The organism is Mesorhizobium sp. NZP2077 (assembly GCF_013170805.1).
Classification (GTDB): Bacteria; Pseudomonadota; Alphaproteobacteria; order Rhizobiales; family Rhizobiaceae; genus Mesorhizobium.
Window position 1 is genome coordinate 3,338,420 of the sequence record NZ_CP051293.1, and the last position, 15,884, is coordinate 3,354,303.

Below are 15,884 nucleotides of genomic sequence, written 5' to 3' on the forward strand. Positions count from 1 at the left end.
CTTTTTTGAACAAGACGCCCTTAGGTCAGGGGTAGTTCACCTGAGACGACCACGCCGGGTCGTCGTGCTTTTGCCAGTAGAGCGCCATCAGCCGGCTGGTGATCGGCCCGACCTTGCGATCGGCGATCGCCGCGCCGTCGATCTGCGTCACCGGCATGATGCCGCCGGCGGTCGAGGTGATGAAGACCTCGTCGGCCGCCTTGAGCGCGGCGACGCTGACGTCGGCGGCGGCGGCGACAAGACCTTCCTCGGCGCAGAGATCGAAGACGGTGCGACGGGTAATGCCGGGCAGCACGCCGATGGCCGGGGTCGACAGTCTGCCGTCCTTGACGCAGAAGGCGTTGAAGCCCGGGCCCTCGGCGACATTGCCGTTGAAGTCGAGAATGAGCGCGGTCTCGGCGCCGCGGTCATAGGCGTCATAGAGGCCGCGCACCAGATCGAGCCAGTGGTAGTTCTTGATGGCCGGATCGATCGAGGCGGGCGGGATGCGCACCTTGTCGCTGATGGCGACACGCAGGCCGCGCTGCAGCTGCTCGGCATTGGCGACCGAGCCGAACGGCACGGCGAAGGCCATGAAGCGGTTGATCGCCTGGCGTGGGTCGCGGCTGAAGGTCGGCGAAGCGCCGCGCGTGCACAGCATTTCGACATAGGCAGCACGATGACCCGAAAGTGCTGCGCAATTGTGCAGGATCTCAGTTATGCCATCTCTGTCGAAAGGAATTGTCATGCGCAGCTTTTCCAGCCCGCCGAAGAAGCGGTCGAGATGCAGATCGAGGCGGAAGAAGCGGCCGTTCCAGACATGCACCGTATCGTAGGTGGCGTCGGAATGCAGAAAACCCCAATCCAGCACCGAAATCTTGGCTTGCGACATCGGCAGGTACTGGCCATCGAGGAAAGCGATGCCGTCGGGATAGGCATGCGGGTCGATATGGCGGTCGCTGACCACAGGCGGCGGCTTTGAAGCCTGTGTTGCCGTCGTCTGGTCCATCGGGGCCTCCTCGCGCGCAGGGCGGGTCATCAGCCTATCGACCCCGGACAGAAGGTATAGAGCCAACCGTCCGACGCTGTTCGTCCTCCCTGACGATGTAGCCGATACATTGGATTGGAGTTGCATTATAATCCAATGGGGCAGAATGGGAGGGGGATATGGGCAGGTTTTGGGCTGTCACTGCGGCCATGATGATTTTCGCCGCCGCGGGCGAAGCCAGCGCGCAATGCACGAAAGAAGGCGACGAACTCTGCCAAAACGGCCAGACCTATCGCTGCGAGAAGACCGGCAGCGAACTGACGCCAATCTTCCAGAACGTGCCTTGCGCGGTGAACGTGCCCGCGCGGACATTTACCGGCATCTGGGTCGGCAGCGGCCACCAGAGCCCGGCGGGTGACGCCGGCGCCGACTGGGCGATCGCCATGACGATCCGGGATGACGGCGCATCGATCGACTATCCGTCACTCGGCTGCGGCGGGTCGCTATCGCAGACGTCGAGGGATGAGACGTCGGCACAATTTCACGAGAGCATCACCTACGGCAAGGACAAGTGCATCGATGGCGGCGATGTCACCGTCCGGTTCTTCAAGGGAAACCTGTCCTGGACCTGGGTCGGGCAAGCCGACGGCCAGCCTTATAACGCCATCGCCGTGCTGACGCGGCAGTAGCGTCTCATTCCTCTTCGTCGTCGGCGTCGAGCAGGCGTGTCGCGCGCCAGCGGGTGAGCACGACGTTGGTCTGCTCGATGACGAAGAAACGCGCCGAGTCGCGGTCATAACCGTCGGCCAGCAGCTTTTCGTAGTCTGTGTGCATGTGGCGGATATGGGCGATCGTCGCCAGCCACACCGCGATCGTCGGCGGCAAGGTTTTCATATGCATCGAGCCGGCGTCAGTGCGGATCTTTTCCATGTCGGCGTAAGGCGCCAGCGGCAGAAGGGCTGTCAGCGCCTTGGCGATGGCGCGGCGGCGGCCGGTCGGCGCTGTCATCGTTCATCACGTCCTTCGATGGTCGCCTCGGCAATGGCGTCGGTCGAAGCGAAGTAAGGCTTGATGTCGATGACCGGCGTGCCGTCGAGCACGTCGATGGCGTCGAGATCGATGCGTCCGGTGCCGATGTCCAACCCGACAAGCCTGGCGACATGCAGGCCGACGGGGTTCGGCCGGGCAGGGGAACGCAGGCCGAATACACCTTTCGCTTCAGCTGCATGGCGGGGTTTCTGCACAATCAGATTCCGCGGCGCGTGATGCAGCCAGGACAGGATGATGACATGGCTGGCGCGCTCCAGTCCACGCAAGCCATCCCGGTAGGGCGCGTCGATGGTCAGCACCGCCGGCTGGCCGGTCTCGCGGGCCGTACGCATGTTCTTCGGGCAGCTCTCCCGCGTCAGCCAAGGCGAGGCGATGCGGCCGATGAAGACGACGCCGGCGTCCGCCGGCATCTTTGCCGGATCCTGGTCCAGCCTCGGCTCGCCTTCGCGTGCCTCGAACATTTCGCGTGGCCCGCTCATTCTGCCCATCTCTGTGTTGGAACCGCACCACATTTTTGGGCGGCACACACTGGAAAATCACGCATGCGGCATTTTCTTGTCCGGAAGCGACATAGCGCTTGCAAGGTTTTGAGAATCGACATAAACATATGTTTATATCTTTTTCAAAGTGAATTGCGCTGAAACGAGAATTCCCTGATGCATGTCTCACTCGACACCATGGTGGACACCTTAAAGGCGGCGGCCGAATCCAGCCGCTTGCGCATATTGGCACTGTTGTCGCGCGGCGACCTCACCGTTTCCGATCTTACCGAAATTCTCGGCCAGTCGCAGCCGCGGGTCTCGCGCCACCTGAAGCTGCTGCTCGAGGCCGGGCTGATCGGCCGCTACCAGGAAGGGTCATGGGCCTTCTTCCGCCTGTCGGATACCGATTCCGCGCGTGACTTCGTCATGGGGCTGGTCTCCAGCATTCGCGGCGCCGATCCACAGGTCGAGCGCGATCTCGAGCGCCTGGCCTCGGTCAAGCGCAAGCGGCAGGACCGCGCCACCGAGTATTTCTCCGTGAATGCCGCAAGCTGGGATCATATCCGCTCGCTGCACGTGCCGGATCGCGCCGTCGAGGCGGCGATGCTGAAACTGGTCGGCAAGCGGCCGTTCCAGTCGATGCTGGATCTCGGCACCGGCACGGGGCGGCTCCTGGAAATCTTCTCGCCGCTCTATCGGCGCGGCGTTGGCATCGACATGTCGCGCGAAATGCTGACCGTGGCGCGCGCCAATCTCGACAAGGCCGGCGTTTCGAACGCGCAGGTGCGGCAAGGCGATATCTTCTCGCCGCCGGTCGAGCGCGATGCCTTCGATCTGGTCACCATCCACCAGGTGCTGCACTATCTCGACGATCCGGCCCGCGCCATCCACGAGGCGGCACGGCTTCTGCGCCCGGCAGGCCGGCTGGTCATCGTCGATTTCGCGCCGCACACGCTGGAATTCCTGCGCGACGAACATGCTCATATGCGCCTCGGCTTTTCCGACCGGCAGATCGGCGAGTGGTTTGCCGAGGCCGGCCTCGATCTCGAAGATGCCCAGGAATTCGAGCCGCGCGGCGGTAACGAGGCCAGGCTTACGGTAAAACTCTGGCTCGGCCGCGACCGGCGCCTGTTGATCGCCGATCCCGCCAATGAGCAGACCAAAGTGAACTCGATAGGGGAAATCGCCTGATGAACCAGTTCCGCTTTTCCCGCCGCCCCGACATTGGCGACAAGGTCAAGGTCTCCTTCGAGTTCTTCCCACCCAAGAACGACGAGATGGAGGCGCGGCTGTGGGACACGGTCACGCGGCTGGAGCCGCTGAAGCCGAAATTCGTCTCGGTCACCTATGGCGCCGGCGGTTCGACGCGTGAGCGCACGGCGCGTACCATCAGCCGCATCCTGAAGGAGACCAGCCTGACGCCGGCCGCGCACATGACCTGCGTCGACGCTGCCCGCCATCAGGTCGATGCGGTGATCCAGGAATTCGCCGACATGGGCGTGAAGCGCTTCGTCGCACTGCGCGGCGATCCGGCCGCAGGCGTTGGTACCGCGTATCGCCCACATGCGGACGGTTACGCCAACGGCGCCGAGCTGGTTGGCGCGCTGAAGGACGCCGGCGATTTCGACATTTCGGTCTCGGCCTATCCGGAGAAGCATCCCGAAAGTCCTGACTTCGCCACCGACATCGACATGCTGAAGCGCAAGGTCGACAATGGCGCGACGCGGGCGATCACCCAGTTCTTCTTCGACAATGATCTCTACGAGCGTTATGTCGAGCGCGCGCGCCGTGCCGGCATCTACATCCCGATCGTGCCCGGCATCCTGCCGGTGCACAATTTCACCCAGGTCGCCAATTTCTCGGCGCGCTGCGGTGCACTGGTGCCGGCGTGGCTGGCCGAGCGCTTCGACGGCCTGCAGAACGACCCGCAGACGCATGCGCTGGTGGCATCGGCCGTCGCTGCCGAACAGGTGCTCGACCTGGTCGAGCGCGGGGTGGGCGATTTCCACTTCTACACGATGAACCGCGCCGACCTCGTCTTTGCCATCTGCCACATGATCGGCATCCGCTCGCACGAGGCGGAGGTGGCCGGATCGGCCGCGGCATAGGGCGGACTGAGTAGCAAAAGGCCGGGTAAAAACCCGGCCTTTCGAATTGGTTAGACTACTTGGTGCTGGCTTCCCCGTCTTGGCGGGTTCAGGGAAGGACGCCCATAATGAGGGCGCCGATGAAAGCAAACGCAGCACAAATCATCAATGCGTTGATCGGCCTCGTAAGTCCCATGACATAGCCTCCTCTTAAAGAGCTATGCCTAGGAGTCTAGGTTCATTTGTGCCACAGGCAAGCGGAAAATGTGCTGCATTGCGACGTAAATGCTGGATTTGCGACCTCGGTTTGGCCGTTAGCCGTTGAAACTCTTCGGCAAAAACCCGCTCCAGACCTGTGAATAAATTGTGGCGGCGACGTGTCGATCCTGTGTCATGGCAGCGCTACCACCGCGAAAGTCGACCTCGACTTTCGCGCCAATACGGAGAACTCAGTTAAGGCGCTCACCGTCTGCCGGACAATCGCCCGTCGATGGTGACGAGCCCGAGCGCGATCAGCACCACGCCGCCGATCTCGAACAGTTCCAGCCGCTCGCCGAGGAACAGGAAACCGAGCAGCATGGCGCTGGCCGGGACGATGAGCGTCACCAGCGAGGCGTTGGTGGCGCCGGCCGAGGCGACGAGGTTGAAATAGAGGATATAGGCAAAGGCGGTGGACAACAGCGCTAGTGCCAGGACTGCCGCCCAGACCGGGGGCGAGGCCGAGAACAGGCCGGCGGGGCCGTGCGCCAGCAGCACGACCGGGATCATGATGATGGTCGAAGCAGTCAGCTGCCCGGTGGCGATGATTGGCGAGGGCACGCCCTTGAAGCGGCGGGCGACCATCAGCGCGACGCCATAGGACAAGGACGCGCCGATCAGCGCGAATTTCGCCCAGGCCGGGCCGCCTAGCCCGGCGAGCAGGCCGGGACCGATCATGACGGCCGTGCCGGCGACGCCGAGCGCGATGCCGGCGAGCTTGTTCCAGGACAGCTTCTCATCCGATGTCAGCGCATTGGCGAGGATCAGCGTCCAGAACGGTGTCGTCGCGTTGAGCACCGAGGCGACACCGGCGCCAAGCTCGGTCTGGCCGGCGAAGATCAGCGAGAAGGGCACGACATTGTTGGTGAAGGCCAGCAGGAAGAACAGCCCGGCGTGCGGAAAGGCGAGGCGGAAGGATGGGCCGCGAATGGCCAGATAGAGCTGCAGCGCGATTGCCGCGATGACGACGCGAAACAGCACCAGAACCAGCGGGTGAAGCTCGGCCACCGCAATGCGGGCGAAGAAGAACGAACCGCCCCAGATGGCGCCGAGCAGCAGCAATTGCCCCCAATCGGCCAGCGTCATCGGTCCGCGTGGTGTTGATGTGGCGGCGACTGCCATGAGTATCGTCCTCCCCAGACGGACTGAATGCCAGTCAGGTGAAAGGCATATCGGGTTTGCCAACAAGGGCCACCCGAAACCTGATCGCTGGCAAACACTGCTGCCACAGAGCTAGCGCCGCTGCGTCAGTGCCGCGAGACACAGAATTGTTTTCATTAGCCGCTAGCATGGATTAATTGTGCGCAGCCGAAGTCGAGGATTCGTCCATGCAGCGATTCGAGAATGCCCGCGAGGCGGCACTGGCGCTTCGCCCGGACGATCCAATCTATTGCTTCCGACCGCAGGTGCTGATGGCGGATGCCAGGCAGTTCATGGGCATGTTCCCCGGCAAGACCGCCTATGCGGTCAAGACCAATGGCGAGCAGATCGTGCTGAAGGCGCTTGTCGAGGCCGGCGTCACCGCCTTCGACGTCGCTTCGCCCGGCGAATTCGCCGCCGTGCGCGCCGTCTCGCCCGATGCCGAGATGCTCTACATGCACCCGGTCAAGGCGCAGTCGGATATCAAGCTGGCGCTGGAGAAATACGGCATCCGCGTCATCTCACTCGACCATGAGGATGAGATCACCAAGGTGACCCGGGTGGTGCGGGCGCTCGACATCGACCCGGGCACGATCAGCGTGTTTGTGCGGGTGCAGACCAAGGGTCACGCCGCCTACGAGCTGTCGAAGAAGTTCGGCGCCGGGCCAGCCTATGCCGTGGAACTCGCCGAGCGGCTGAACCGCACCGGCTACAAGGTGGGGCTTTGCTTCCATGTCGGCAGCCAGATCGAGGATCCCGACACCTATGAGCGGGCGCTGGCCTCGGCCGACTGGGTGCGCAACCGGTTGACCTTCGACATTGCCGGGCTCGATGTCGGCGGCGGTTTTCCGGCCGAATACGGCCATGATCCCAACCGCAAGCAGATCGAGATGCCGTCGCTCGGCCAGATCATGTCGCGGCTGTCCGGCGACCTGAAAGAATATCAGTTCGACCAGATCCCCTTGGTGTCCGAGCCGGGCAGGGTGATCGTGGCGCGCTGCCTGTCGCTGATCGTGCGCGTACTGCTGCGCAAGGGCAAGCGCCTCTACATCAATGACGGCATCTGGGCGTCATTGTCGGATTCGTGGACCGGCAAGATCACGCTGCCGGCCCGCTTCATTCCCGACCCGGCGATCCGGACCCGCAATGGCGACGAGAAGAACATCGTGCCGTTCAAGGTCTGCGGTGCGACCTGCGATTCCGTCGACATCCTGTCCAGGCCATTCTGGCTGCCGGAAACGGTGGACACCGGCGACTGGATCGAGATCGGCCATATCGGCGCCTATTCGCTGTCGCTGAGGACGCGCTTCAACGGCTTTTACCCCGACACATTCGTCGAGGTGACGACGCCGTTCGACGAGGGCGATGCGCCGCAGGGGTTTGCGAGTTTGGAGACGATGGCGGATTAGGGAAATAAGGCAGTAAGGCAGTAAGGCAGTAAGGCAGTAAGGCAGTAAGGCAGTAAGGGAATAGGGGGGCAGCAGTCACTGCTTTCGGGCTGGTTTTTCCCACTGCCCTACTGCCCCATTCCCCTACAATTTCCCCAACAGCTCCGGCGTCGGCCAGCCGTCCACGGGCAATCCCAGCCGCATCTGTTCCTTGCGGATGGCTTCGCGGGTGTTGGTGCCGAGAATGCCGTCGACCGTGCCGACGTCGTAGCCCCGGGCTTCGAGCTTGGTCTGCAGCGCCTTCATCTGCTCGTTGTTGAGGCCCGGCTCGGGGTTGCGCGGATCAAGCGGCGGCGCGCCGGCGAGCCGTGCGGCGAGGTTGGCCGCGGTCAGCGCGTAGGTGAAGGACTGGTTCCATTCGAGATAGACGTCGAAATTGTCGTAGGTGAGGAAGGCCGGACCCTTGCGGCCCATGGGCAGAGCCAGGCCGGCCTTGAGACCCTTGTCGACCAGCGGCGAGCCGTCGGGATTGGTGACGCCCCACTGCGCCCACTGCGTCAGCGGCAATTTGTTGGTGCGCCCGGTCTGGTCCCAAGGCATCTCGTCGGGCACCCGCACTTCCTGGATCCAGGGCTCGTCGCGCTTCCAGCCCCGCGACAGCACCTTGTTGGCGGTGGTCATGATCACGTCCGGCACGCTTTTGCGCAGGTCGATCTTGCCGTCGCCGTCACCGTCGACGCCATGTGTCAGATAATCGGAAGGCAGGATCTGCGTCTGGCCGATCTCGCCCGCCCAGGCACCAGTGACATCGGCCGGCAGCACGCCGCGATCGATCAGCTCCAGAAGCGGCACCAGCTGCTGTCGGAACAACTGCGGACGCCGGCAATCATGCGAAAGCGTCACCAATGCGCTCAGCGTGTGGAAATCGCCCTGCACGGCGCCGAAATCGGTCTCCAGCGCCCAGAAGGCGGTGATGACCGGCGCCTGAACGCCGAACTGCTGGTCGGCGCGGGCGAAGATATCGGCGTATTTCTTCATGTTCGCCGCACCTTGCTTCAGCCGGTAGGCCGAGATCATGCGGTTGGAAAATTCGACAAAGGTCTGGGTGAAGACGCCCTGGGCGCGGTCGCGCGCCAGCGCCCTCTCGTCGATCTTGGCATCCTCCAGCGCGTCGAGTCCGACGGCGCCGACGCCGGCCGCCTTGGCTTCCGCCGCCACGCCCTGTTTCCAGGATTCGAAATCTCCGCCGCATTGCTGCGCCATCGCCGGCAAGGCCGCGGCGCACAGGAATAGCGCCGCGAGGGCTTGGGAACGCAGTCGCATCAGCTTCCTTTCGAAACGAAGAGGGCATTGTCGTGCTTGGCTGGAAACCCAACGCCCTGAATTACCGGCGGTTGCACTTTTTACCGCTGGCTGTGTCGAAAAGCAGGCGGCAGGCCCGGTGTCAACGGTTCTTCTGCCGCAGCGCCTCGTTGAAGGCGGTTCGCTGCCGTTGAACCCGGTTCAACGGGAGCTCTGCTGGAACAACTTGGTCCAAGGATTTGCTGCCGTTGAACATGACGTCAACGGGTGTTCTGCCGCAGCCACTTATTCCAGGCAGCTTCGCTGCCGTTGAAGACGTTGATGTCGGACTTGCCGGTCATGCCGGGGACAATACCGGTTCCGGTGTACTGCCAGAAGGTGAAGGGGTGGCTGCCATACTTCTCGCGCGGATGGCCGGCGACGGAGCGCAGCCAGTAGGGATAGCCGCGGAAGGTCGCCAGCTCATTGTCGTCGAAGAAATCGACCGAGGTGTAGATGATCGGCTTCTTGCCGTAGTGGCGCTCGACGATCTCGAGGAAGGTGGTCATCTCCGCGCGCACCGTGGCGGCGTCGGGACGCAGCCTGCAGGTCGGCGAGTTCGGGTTCCATTCCATGTCGAGGACCGGCGGCATGGCGGAGCGGTCGACGGGAACATTCTGGATGAACCAGCGCGCCTGCTGGGCGGCCGGGGTGCAGAAATAGAAGAAATGATAGGCCGCCCGCGGAACACCGTTGGCTTTCGTGCGCGCCCAATGCTCGTTGAAATATTCATCGAAGCGGTCGCCGCCCTCGGTCGCCTTGATGAAGGCGAAGGAGATGCCGCTGGCCTTGGCGGTCGGCCAGTCGACCGAGGTCTGGTACTTGGAGACGTCGGTGCCGTGGACGGCATAGTTCCACGGCGCGCCGCTGTCCCATTCATGCGGTTTGGAATCCTCGAAGCGCGGCGCGCGCACTGCGACCGTCGGGCTGCTGGAAGCGGACGGCGACAGTGGCGACAGATCGTCCACGGTCGAGCAGGCGCCAAGCAGCGCCATCATGAAAAGAGCCGCAAGACGGCGCATCACAACTTCCAAGCCGGAATCAGCCGGTCGCTGATGGGTCTGTGAACTGATGGCCGGTCTGGCCCCTCCGAACGATCGCCCCACGCATCGCTCAGCATATCCTGTGATGGCCGATCATGGTTGATAATCCGTTGATGCGCTCGACAGGAGCCCTGATTTGCGGAAGCAATGGCGGCAATTCGATGACATAAGGGTCGGGCGAAAGCCCAGGAGGAAGCAGATGCGGATCGTCGTCAAGATCGTCAAATGGCTGCTTGGCCTGATCGTGCTGGCGGTCGCCGCGCTGTTTGCCTGGCTTTACATCGCGCCGCCGGAATTGATCCGCGTCGGTTCCGGCTATTCGGCCAAGATCATCTGCTCGAGCGTCTTCATCGCGGGGCGCGACCCCAATGAGGTGCTTGCCGTCGACGTGCAGGCGCCCGGACACCCGCTGCTGCGGCTGATGCGGGTCTCGGTCGACAAGAACAGGGGGACGGTTTCGGCGGGCCTGCTGGGCTTCCTCGGCAAGAGCGAAGCGGTTTCCCGCGACGGGCTGGGCTGCGCCTCGGTTCCCGACGGCGATGTCGGCAAGGCGCGACGAACGGCGATCCATGCCGAACCCGCGGCAACCAGCCAGGACACGCTGTGGCCCGAGGGCGAGCGGGTCGACGCCTCGCAGGATCCGGTAATTGCAAAGCTGCTGGACGATGCGGCGCTGACTGGCGCCGGCATGCGTGCCGTGGTGGTGGTCAAGAACGGCCGGGTCGTCGCCGAACGTTACGGCGACGGCTTTTCGGCCAAGACGCCGCTGCTCGGCTGGTCGATGACCAAGACGGTGAACGCCGCCATCATCGGCACGCTGGTCAAGGACGGCAAGATGGCCGTCGACAACAAGGGCCTGTTCGCTCCCTGGAAGGCGGACGGGCGTGCCGCCATCAGCCTTGCCGACATGATGGCGATGTCGAGCGGGCTGGAGTTCAACGAGGACTATGGCGACGTCGCCGATGTCACGCGCATGCTCTATCTCGAGCCAGACATGGCGGGTTTTGCCGAATCAAAGCCGCTGACCGGCGAGGTCGGCAAGGTGTTTTCCTATTCGAGCGGCACGGCGGTGATGCTGTCGCGCCTCTGGCAGGACGCGATCGGCGACAAGGCCAAGGCGCTGACATGGCCACGCAGTGCGCTGTTCGAACCGCTCGGCATGCACAGCGCGGTGCTCGAGACAGACGAGCAGGGCACGTTCGTCGGCTCGTCCTATCTCTACGCCACCGCGCATGACTGGGCTCGCTTCGGCCAGTTCCTGCTGCAAGGCGGAGTGTGGAACGGCAACCAGGTCCTGCCTGCCGGTTTCGTCGACTGGATGCGCGAGCCGGCGCCGGCCTCGAAAGTCTATGGCAAGGGCCAGTTGTGGATCGAAGCGCCAGGCGATGAGGAAAATCCTGGCGCCGGCGTTGCCGCCGGCCTGCCCAAGGACACCTACTGGATGGAAGGACATGACGGTCAGACCGTCGCCATCATTCCGTCGGAGCAATTGGTGATTGTGCGGCTGGGGCTAACCCCGGCCAAGCTCGGTTATCGCCCGCAGACGATGGTGGGGGCGCTGGTGAAGGCGCTGCATTAGCTTGCCGAGGAGAGACGAAGGTGGGCGTTTTAAGTGTCGGCGATGATCTGCCGGTATGGGGCGGCGGTAGGCGAATAATCTATTCGATCATCGAGTACGCGATCGGTACGATTGGTGAGAGACCTTACCTAAACACACTCAAGGAGAGCTTCGATCACGGTTATAATCATGCCGATCTGGGCGCCTTGACCCGATATGAGTTAAGCGAATTTCGGGATGCTGCGGCAAGCTATGCGCGAAACATTCAATGGAAGCGGGAAGGACTTAAAGACTGCGAAGAGTTGATGCGGGGTCTTCTAGACCTCGTCGAGGTGCGACTGACGCAACTCACGACGCATTGATGGACTTTCCAATCACCGCCAGCCAAGCATAGCCGCGATAAAGCGTGCGGAAACGGAAGGTTGCGCCGGTTCGCCGTGATTCTGATTCCAGAACTTCGCGCAGCGATTCACGCGGCAAGACGTGGAATTTTCTGAGCCAGCCGCGCAGCAGAGTGCGGAACCAGTTGGGCAGGCCTTCCTGCTGGCCGAAATCGACGATGTGCAGCGAGCCGCTGGGGGACAGCGCGGCCAACGCCGCCGACACCGTCTTTTCCCAACCGGGGATCATCGACAGCGAATAGGAGACGAAGACGCGGTCGAACCGCTCGATGCCATAAAGCGCGGCGGCGTCGAAATCGGTGGCGTCGCCCCTTGCCAGCGTGACGTATCTGGACAGGCCTTCGCGGTCGATCGCCTTGCTGGCCGTCTCCAGCATCTCGGCCGAAATATCGAGGCCGAAGAAGCGGGCATCGGGATAGCGGCGTGCGGCGAGGATGATGTTGCGGCCGGTGCCGCAGCCGAGTTCCAGAACGGTGCCGCCGGCCGGCACCTCCAGCCCATCGATGAGCCGGTCGCGGCCGAGCAGATAGTATTTGCGGGTCAGGTCGTAGATGTGGCGCTGCCAGCGGTAGACGCCGTCCATCAGTTCGGCGTGGCTGGCCGGCAACTCCGTCGTGCTCATGCGGGGCGCTTCACATAGAGGTGGAAGCCGCCATAGATGGCCGAGCGGTCACGGGCCGAGAATTCGCGCGACGCCTCGTCCTGATAGTCCCACTGGTCAAGCAGCGAGGTCGAGACACGGCCCGGCAGCAGGCTGGGCTCGGCGGCGGTGCGGAAGATGACGCGGGCGCCGGCCGAAGCGGTGCGGCTGATTTCCGACCACAGCGCATTGAGCTGGTCGTCGGTCATCCAGTCCTGGGCATCGAGCAGGATGAAGCGATCGACGGTGCCGGCATCCTTGCCGGCGAGGAACTCGATCAGATTGGCATGGTGGATGGCGACGCGGTCGATATTGCCGCGGATAGTGTCGTAGTTCCGCTTTTCCAGATAGGCGGGCAGGGCGGCCTCGCCGGGTTCGGGATAGCGGCGGGCAAAGGCTTGCCAGGCGAAGTAATTGTTTTGCAAGGGAAAATCGCAGGCGAGCTTTTCCAGCCGGGCCTTCAGCACGCTGGCCATGGTGCCGTCGCCTGATGTGATCAGCGAATCGTACTGCGCCGGCGGAATGCCGAGGCCGAACAGGGAGGCCTTGCGCGACGTAGCCCATTTCAGCAGCGGGTTGTCGAAGACCGGCGCCAGTTCCTCGTTGAAGAAGCGGCGCTGTTCGCCGATGTTTTTGGCCTCCATCATGCGCGCCGGGTTGACGCCGAAGAACTTCGCCGTGCGATGGCCCATGGCGATGAACAGGCCGAGCAGGCCGGTCTGGTAGAAATTGCGGTCGAAGACACCGATGCGCCGGCGGCCGCGCCAACTGCGGTGTTCCCAATAATGGCGGCTGACCGGATCGAGATGCGGCGCGATGAACCGGTCATAGGCTTCCGAATTGTGACTGGTGTCGGCGGCGCCGAAGAAGCGGAACAGGTCGCCCTGCGACGGCAGGCGGCGCACCGCCTCGAGCTTCATGCGGTTCAGCGCGATGTGTGCGGCGTTGAGGTCGACGGCGTCGACTTGTGCCGGCGAGCGGGTCAGGTAAGCCAGGATGTTGCAGCCGCCGGAGGCGATGGTGACGACGCGGTGACCCTGGCCAAGCTGCATCGCCTCCATGTCGACATCGGGGTCCTCCCAGATCTGTGGGTAGACCAGCCCGGAAAACAGGAAGGCGAACAGCCGCTCGGAGATGCCGGCTTTCGAAAGCGCGCGGTTCTGGTAGACGGCTTTTCCAACTTCCTTGCCGCGGCGAAAAACCAGATCCGAGGATACGTCTGTCATGACAAAGTGATTCCCCATTTGCTTTGTCGCAAGCGGGTAGCGCTCGGCGATGACAGATGGATGACAGCAGCCGGCTTGCTGTAGCGCGCAAAATCATTTGGCACTGATTTTCCCTCCCGGATATTTCAGTCGAAGATGTCCGAGCAGCACCTCCCTTTTCACGGGATGTGGTCGCGGTGTGTTTTCCTCTCAGATGGCGACTGGTTATGGTCGGCTACAGGGAGCGGGCCAATGGGGAATCTCACAGTCGAGTTGTTGCACGACGGCGATTCCATGAAGCGCTCCGACGTTCAGGCAGACAGCAATATCGAGGCCCCGAAAGTGTGGGGACCGGTGAAGATGCCATCCCCTGACGGCTATAGACGCGACATAGATGGGTTGCGTTCCATCGCTGTCATCTTGGTCTTGGCGTTTCACGCTTTCCCGGCTCTTGTTCCGGGCGGATTTATCGGCGTTGATATATTTTTCGTGATCTCTGGTTACCTTATCACTTCGATCGTCGTCAGGGACACGTTCACATACAAGCGTTTCTACGCGAACCGCGTCCGCCGCATATTCCCGGCGCTTGTCTTGGTGCTGGCGTGTGTTTTTGCTCTGGGGTGGATACTATTCGACCTTGAGGAGATGACCAGATTAAGCAAGTCGATTTTAGCCTCGTCGCTCTTCGTTCCAAATTTTCAGTTCTGGCGCGAAGTTGGATATTTCGATGCGGCATCCGAAACAAAGCCGCTGCTACATCTTTGGTCTCTAGGGGTTGAAGAGCAATTCTACGTTGTCTGACCGCTGTTTTTGGGCGCGTTGGTCTGGCTCAAACGGCCTGTTTTGGTGCCTCTCATCCTAGTTACGGTGGTGTCTTTCGCGGTCGGCATTTGGTTGTCCTTCCGAGACCCGACTGTCGCCTTCTATGCGCCGTGGTCAAGAGCTTGGGAGCTTTCGCTAGGGGAATTGTCGCGACCCTAAGTTTCAGGGGGCATGGCCGTGACGCGGCATCTTATCGAACAGATTTTTTCGGCGTCGTCGCGATCCTGGCGATATCGGCAGCGGCGTTTTTTCTAGGCCCGAAGTCCTTCCTGCCGAACATAGTTGCTGCTCTGGGCGTAGCAGCGCTGATCTGGGCTTCGTCCGGATTGGTGAACCATATGCTTGGGAGCAGGCTGCTGGTCGCTATCGGATTGATCAGCTATCCCCTGTATCTTTGGCACTGGCCGCTCCTCGTCTTCGCAAGAGCATACGATGGCGGCCCGCTTTCAACCCCGCAAACATTTGCCTGCTTGGGGGCAAGTTTTGGTCTGGCGGCGGCGACGTATTGGCTTGTCGAAAGACCCATTAGGTTTGGAACGTGGAAGCGATGGAGCCTTGGACCTCTGGTGGGCGCCACCGCGCTCTTAGGGGCATTGGGGCTTGCCGGCGCGTCTACGCAGGGGTTTCCTCTGAGATTTCCACTAGAAATTCGCGATATTCTCGCCTACGGCCACTATGAGCATGCCAAAGATGGGCGTGCCATGGAGTGCTGGATAAGAAACGACGATCCATTCACGGCTTTTGCCCCGAAGTGCGCCCTCAAACCGTCGGTCGGCGGACAGAGACGGTTGCTTGTGTGGGGCGACTCCCATGCCGCTCGGCTTTATGCTGGTATGAGAGCCGCGCTACCGCGTGACATCGATATCGCACAATTTACCAAAGACAGTTGTCCACCTCTGCTTAACCTAAGTGGACCATGCGGAGAAAGTAACCGTTCTGTTCTCGACGAAATCCGACGCAGTAACCCCGATACAGTCATATTGTTTGCAGTGTGGGGTTTGTACGGGAATTGGGGAAATGGTGCCGCCCTCGAACATGATCTCGCGGAAACAATTGCTGGGATAAAAGCATCTTTGCCCGCGAAGATAGTGGTCGTAGGGCCCGCGCCCGTATGGTCCGATGCCTTGCCTAAACTGGTATATTTGTCGTGGCGAGATTCCGGCAAAGCGTTGCCCGACCGACTGAGCCATGGGTTCAAGACAGACATCTTTGAAAATAGCGCCGAGATGGCTGACATCGCCAAAGCGGCTGGGGCCTCTTATGTTTCGTTGGCTGCTCTCTTTTGCAACGATGCCGGCTGTTTGACGCATGTCCCGGCAGATCGTAGCAGACTCACATCGTGGGATTACGGCCACCTCACGACTGATGGGGCGGCCATGGTGACCACATACATGGTTGGACAACAGCTATTACCCTGACAGTAAGAGCTAGGCTGGCTGGCGGCGGCTCTTATTTCTTTGCTGTGCCATGGTCGGTGCCACAGCGTTTTTGGTTCCAAATTC

16 protein-coding genes are annotated in these 15,884 nt (G+C 62.1%); 8 read left to right on the forward strand and 8 right to left on the reverse strand.

Features of this window, described 5'->3' with window-relative positions; all coding sequences use genetic code 11:
• Positions 1-25: 25 nt before the first annotated feature.
• The gene (locus HGP13_RS16535; RefSeq protein WP_172227311.1) at positions 26-988 is read right to left on the reverse strand and encodes a D-amino acid aminotransferase; all 963 of its coding nucleotides are present in this window, start codon (positions 986-988) and stop codon (positions 26-28) included.
• Positions 989-1,146: 158 nt separating this feature from the next.
• Here HGP13_RS16535 and HGP13_RS16540 point away from each other — a divergent pair, with 158 nt between their 5' ends.
• Positions 1,147-1,656, forward strand: a complete 510-nt coding sequence (locus HGP13_RS16540; RefSeq protein WP_172227313.1) for a hypothetical protein — start codon at positions 1,147-1,149, stop codon at positions 1,654-1,656.
• Positions 1,657-1,660: 4 nt separating this feature from the next.
• Here the strand turns inward: HGP13_RS16540 and HGP13_RS16545 are convergent, their stop codons facing one another.
• Positions 1,661-1,975, reverse strand: a complete 315-nt coding sequence (locus HGP13_RS16545; protein WP_172227315.1) for a DUF2293 domain-containing protein — start codon at positions 1,973-1,975, stop codon at positions 1,661-1,663.
• Positions 1,972-2,496, reverse strand: coding sequence for a tRNA (N6-threonylcarbamoyladenosine(37)-N6)-methyltransferase TrmO (tsaA, locus tag HGP13_RS16550; protein WP_172227317.1), 525 nt, complete (start codon positions 2,494-2,496; stop codon positions 1,972-1,974). Before tsaA ends, HGP13_RS16545 begins: the two co-directional genes overlap by 4 nt.
• Before the next feature lie 177 nt (positions 2,497-2,673).
• Here tsaA and HGP13_RS16555 point away from each other — a divergent pair, with 177 nt between their 5' ends.
• On the forward strand, positions 2,674-3,690 hold the full coding sequence (locus tag HGP13_RS16555) for a metalloregulator ArsR/SmtB family transcription factor (protein ID WP_172227319.1): 1,017 nt from the start codon (positions 2,674-2,676) through the stop codon (positions 3,688-3,690).
• Positions 3,690-4,607, forward strand: coding sequence for a methylenetetrahydrofolate reductase [NAD(P)H] (gene metF, locus HGP13_RS16560; protein WP_172227321.1), 918 nt, complete (start codon positions 3,690-3,692; stop codon positions 4,605-4,607). The genes HGP13_RS16555 and metF overlap by 1 nt, the downstream gene beginning before the upstream one ends.
• Positions 4,608-5,048: 441 nt before the next feature.
• On the opposite strand, the gene HGP13_RS16565 is transcribed toward metF, so the two are convergent.
• Positions 5,049-5,966 (reverse strand): DMT family transporter, encoded by a 918-nt coding sequence (locus HGP13_RS16565; RefSeq protein WP_172227323.1) that lies wholly within the window; start codon positions 5,964-5,966, stop codon positions 5,049-5,051.
• Positions 5,967-6,172: 206 nt separating this feature from the next.
• Between HGP13_RS16565 and HGP13_RS16570 the strand changes: the two genes are divergently transcribed.
• Positions 6,173-7,393 carry an alanine racemase gene (locus HGP13_RS16570; protein WP_172227325.1) on the forward strand — a complete coding sequence of 407 codons (1,221 nt, stop codon included), beginning with the start codon at positions 6,173-6,175 and terminating at the stop codon, positions 7,391-7,393.
• 123 nt (positions 7,394-7,516) lie between these two features.
• Here the strand turns inward: HGP13_RS16570 and HGP13_RS16575 are convergent, their stop codons facing one another.
• Complete coding sequence (locus tag HGP13_RS16575; protein WP_172227327.1) at positions 7,517-8,695, reverse strand: lytic murein transglycosylase; 1,179 nt, start codon at positions 8,693-8,695, stop codon at positions 7,517-7,519.
• A 239-nt stretch (positions 8,696-8,934) separates the two neighbouring features.
• Positions 8,935-9,735 carry a GH25 family lysozyme gene (locus tag HGP13_RS16580; protein WP_172227329.1) on the reverse strand — a complete coding sequence of 267 codons (801 nt, stop codon included), beginning with the start codon at positions 9,733-9,735 and terminating at the stop codon, positions 8,935-8,937.
• Positions 9,736-9,955: 220 nt separating this feature from the next.
• Here HGP13_RS16580 and HGP13_RS16585 point away from each other — a divergent pair, with 220 nt between their 5' ends.
• Entirely contained in the window at positions 9,956-11,335 is a 1,380-nt protein-coding gene (locus HGP13_RS16585) for a serine hydrolase (protein ID WP_172227331.1), read from the forward strand.
• A gap of 20 nt (positions 11,336-11,355) precedes the next feature.
• Positions 11,356-11,676, forward strand: coding sequence for a hypothetical protein (locus HGP13_RS16590; protein WP_172227333.1), 321 nt, complete (start codon positions 11,356-11,358; stop codon positions 11,674-11,676).
• On the opposite strand, the gene HGP13_RS16595 is transcribed toward HGP13_RS16590, so the two are convergent.
• Together HGP13_RS16595 and HGP13_RS16600 are read right to left on the reverse strand one after the other, a co-directional pair.
• Entirely contained in the window at positions 11,663-12,337 is a 675-nt protein-coding gene (locus tag HGP13_RS16595) for a class I SAM-dependent methyltransferase (protein ID WP_172227335.1), read from the reverse strand. The genes HGP13_RS16590 and HGP13_RS16595 overlap by 14 nt on opposite strands.
• On the reverse strand, positions 12,334-13,581 hold the full coding sequence (locus HGP13_RS16600) for a DUF3419 family protein (RefSeq protein WP_246707413.1): 1,248 nt from the start codon (positions 13,579-13,581) through the stop codon (positions 12,334-12,336). Before HGP13_RS16600 ends, HGP13_RS16595 begins: the two co-directional genes overlap by 4 nt.
• A 231-nt stretch (positions 13,582-13,812) precedes the next feature.
• On the opposite strand from HGP13_RS16600, the gene HGP13_RS16605 reads away from it, so the two are divergent.
• Entirely contained in the window at positions 13,813-14,361 is a 549-nt protein-coding gene (locus HGP13_RS16605; protein ID WP_172227336.1) for an acyltransferase, read from the forward strand.
• Between the two features lie 143 nt (positions 14,362-14,504).
• Positions 14,505-15,800, forward strand: coding sequence for an acyltransferase family protein (locus HGP13_RS16610; protein WP_172227337.1), 1,296 nt, complete (start codon positions 14,505-14,507; stop codon positions 15,798-15,800).
• Positions 15,801-15,884: the final 84 nt, after the last annotated feature.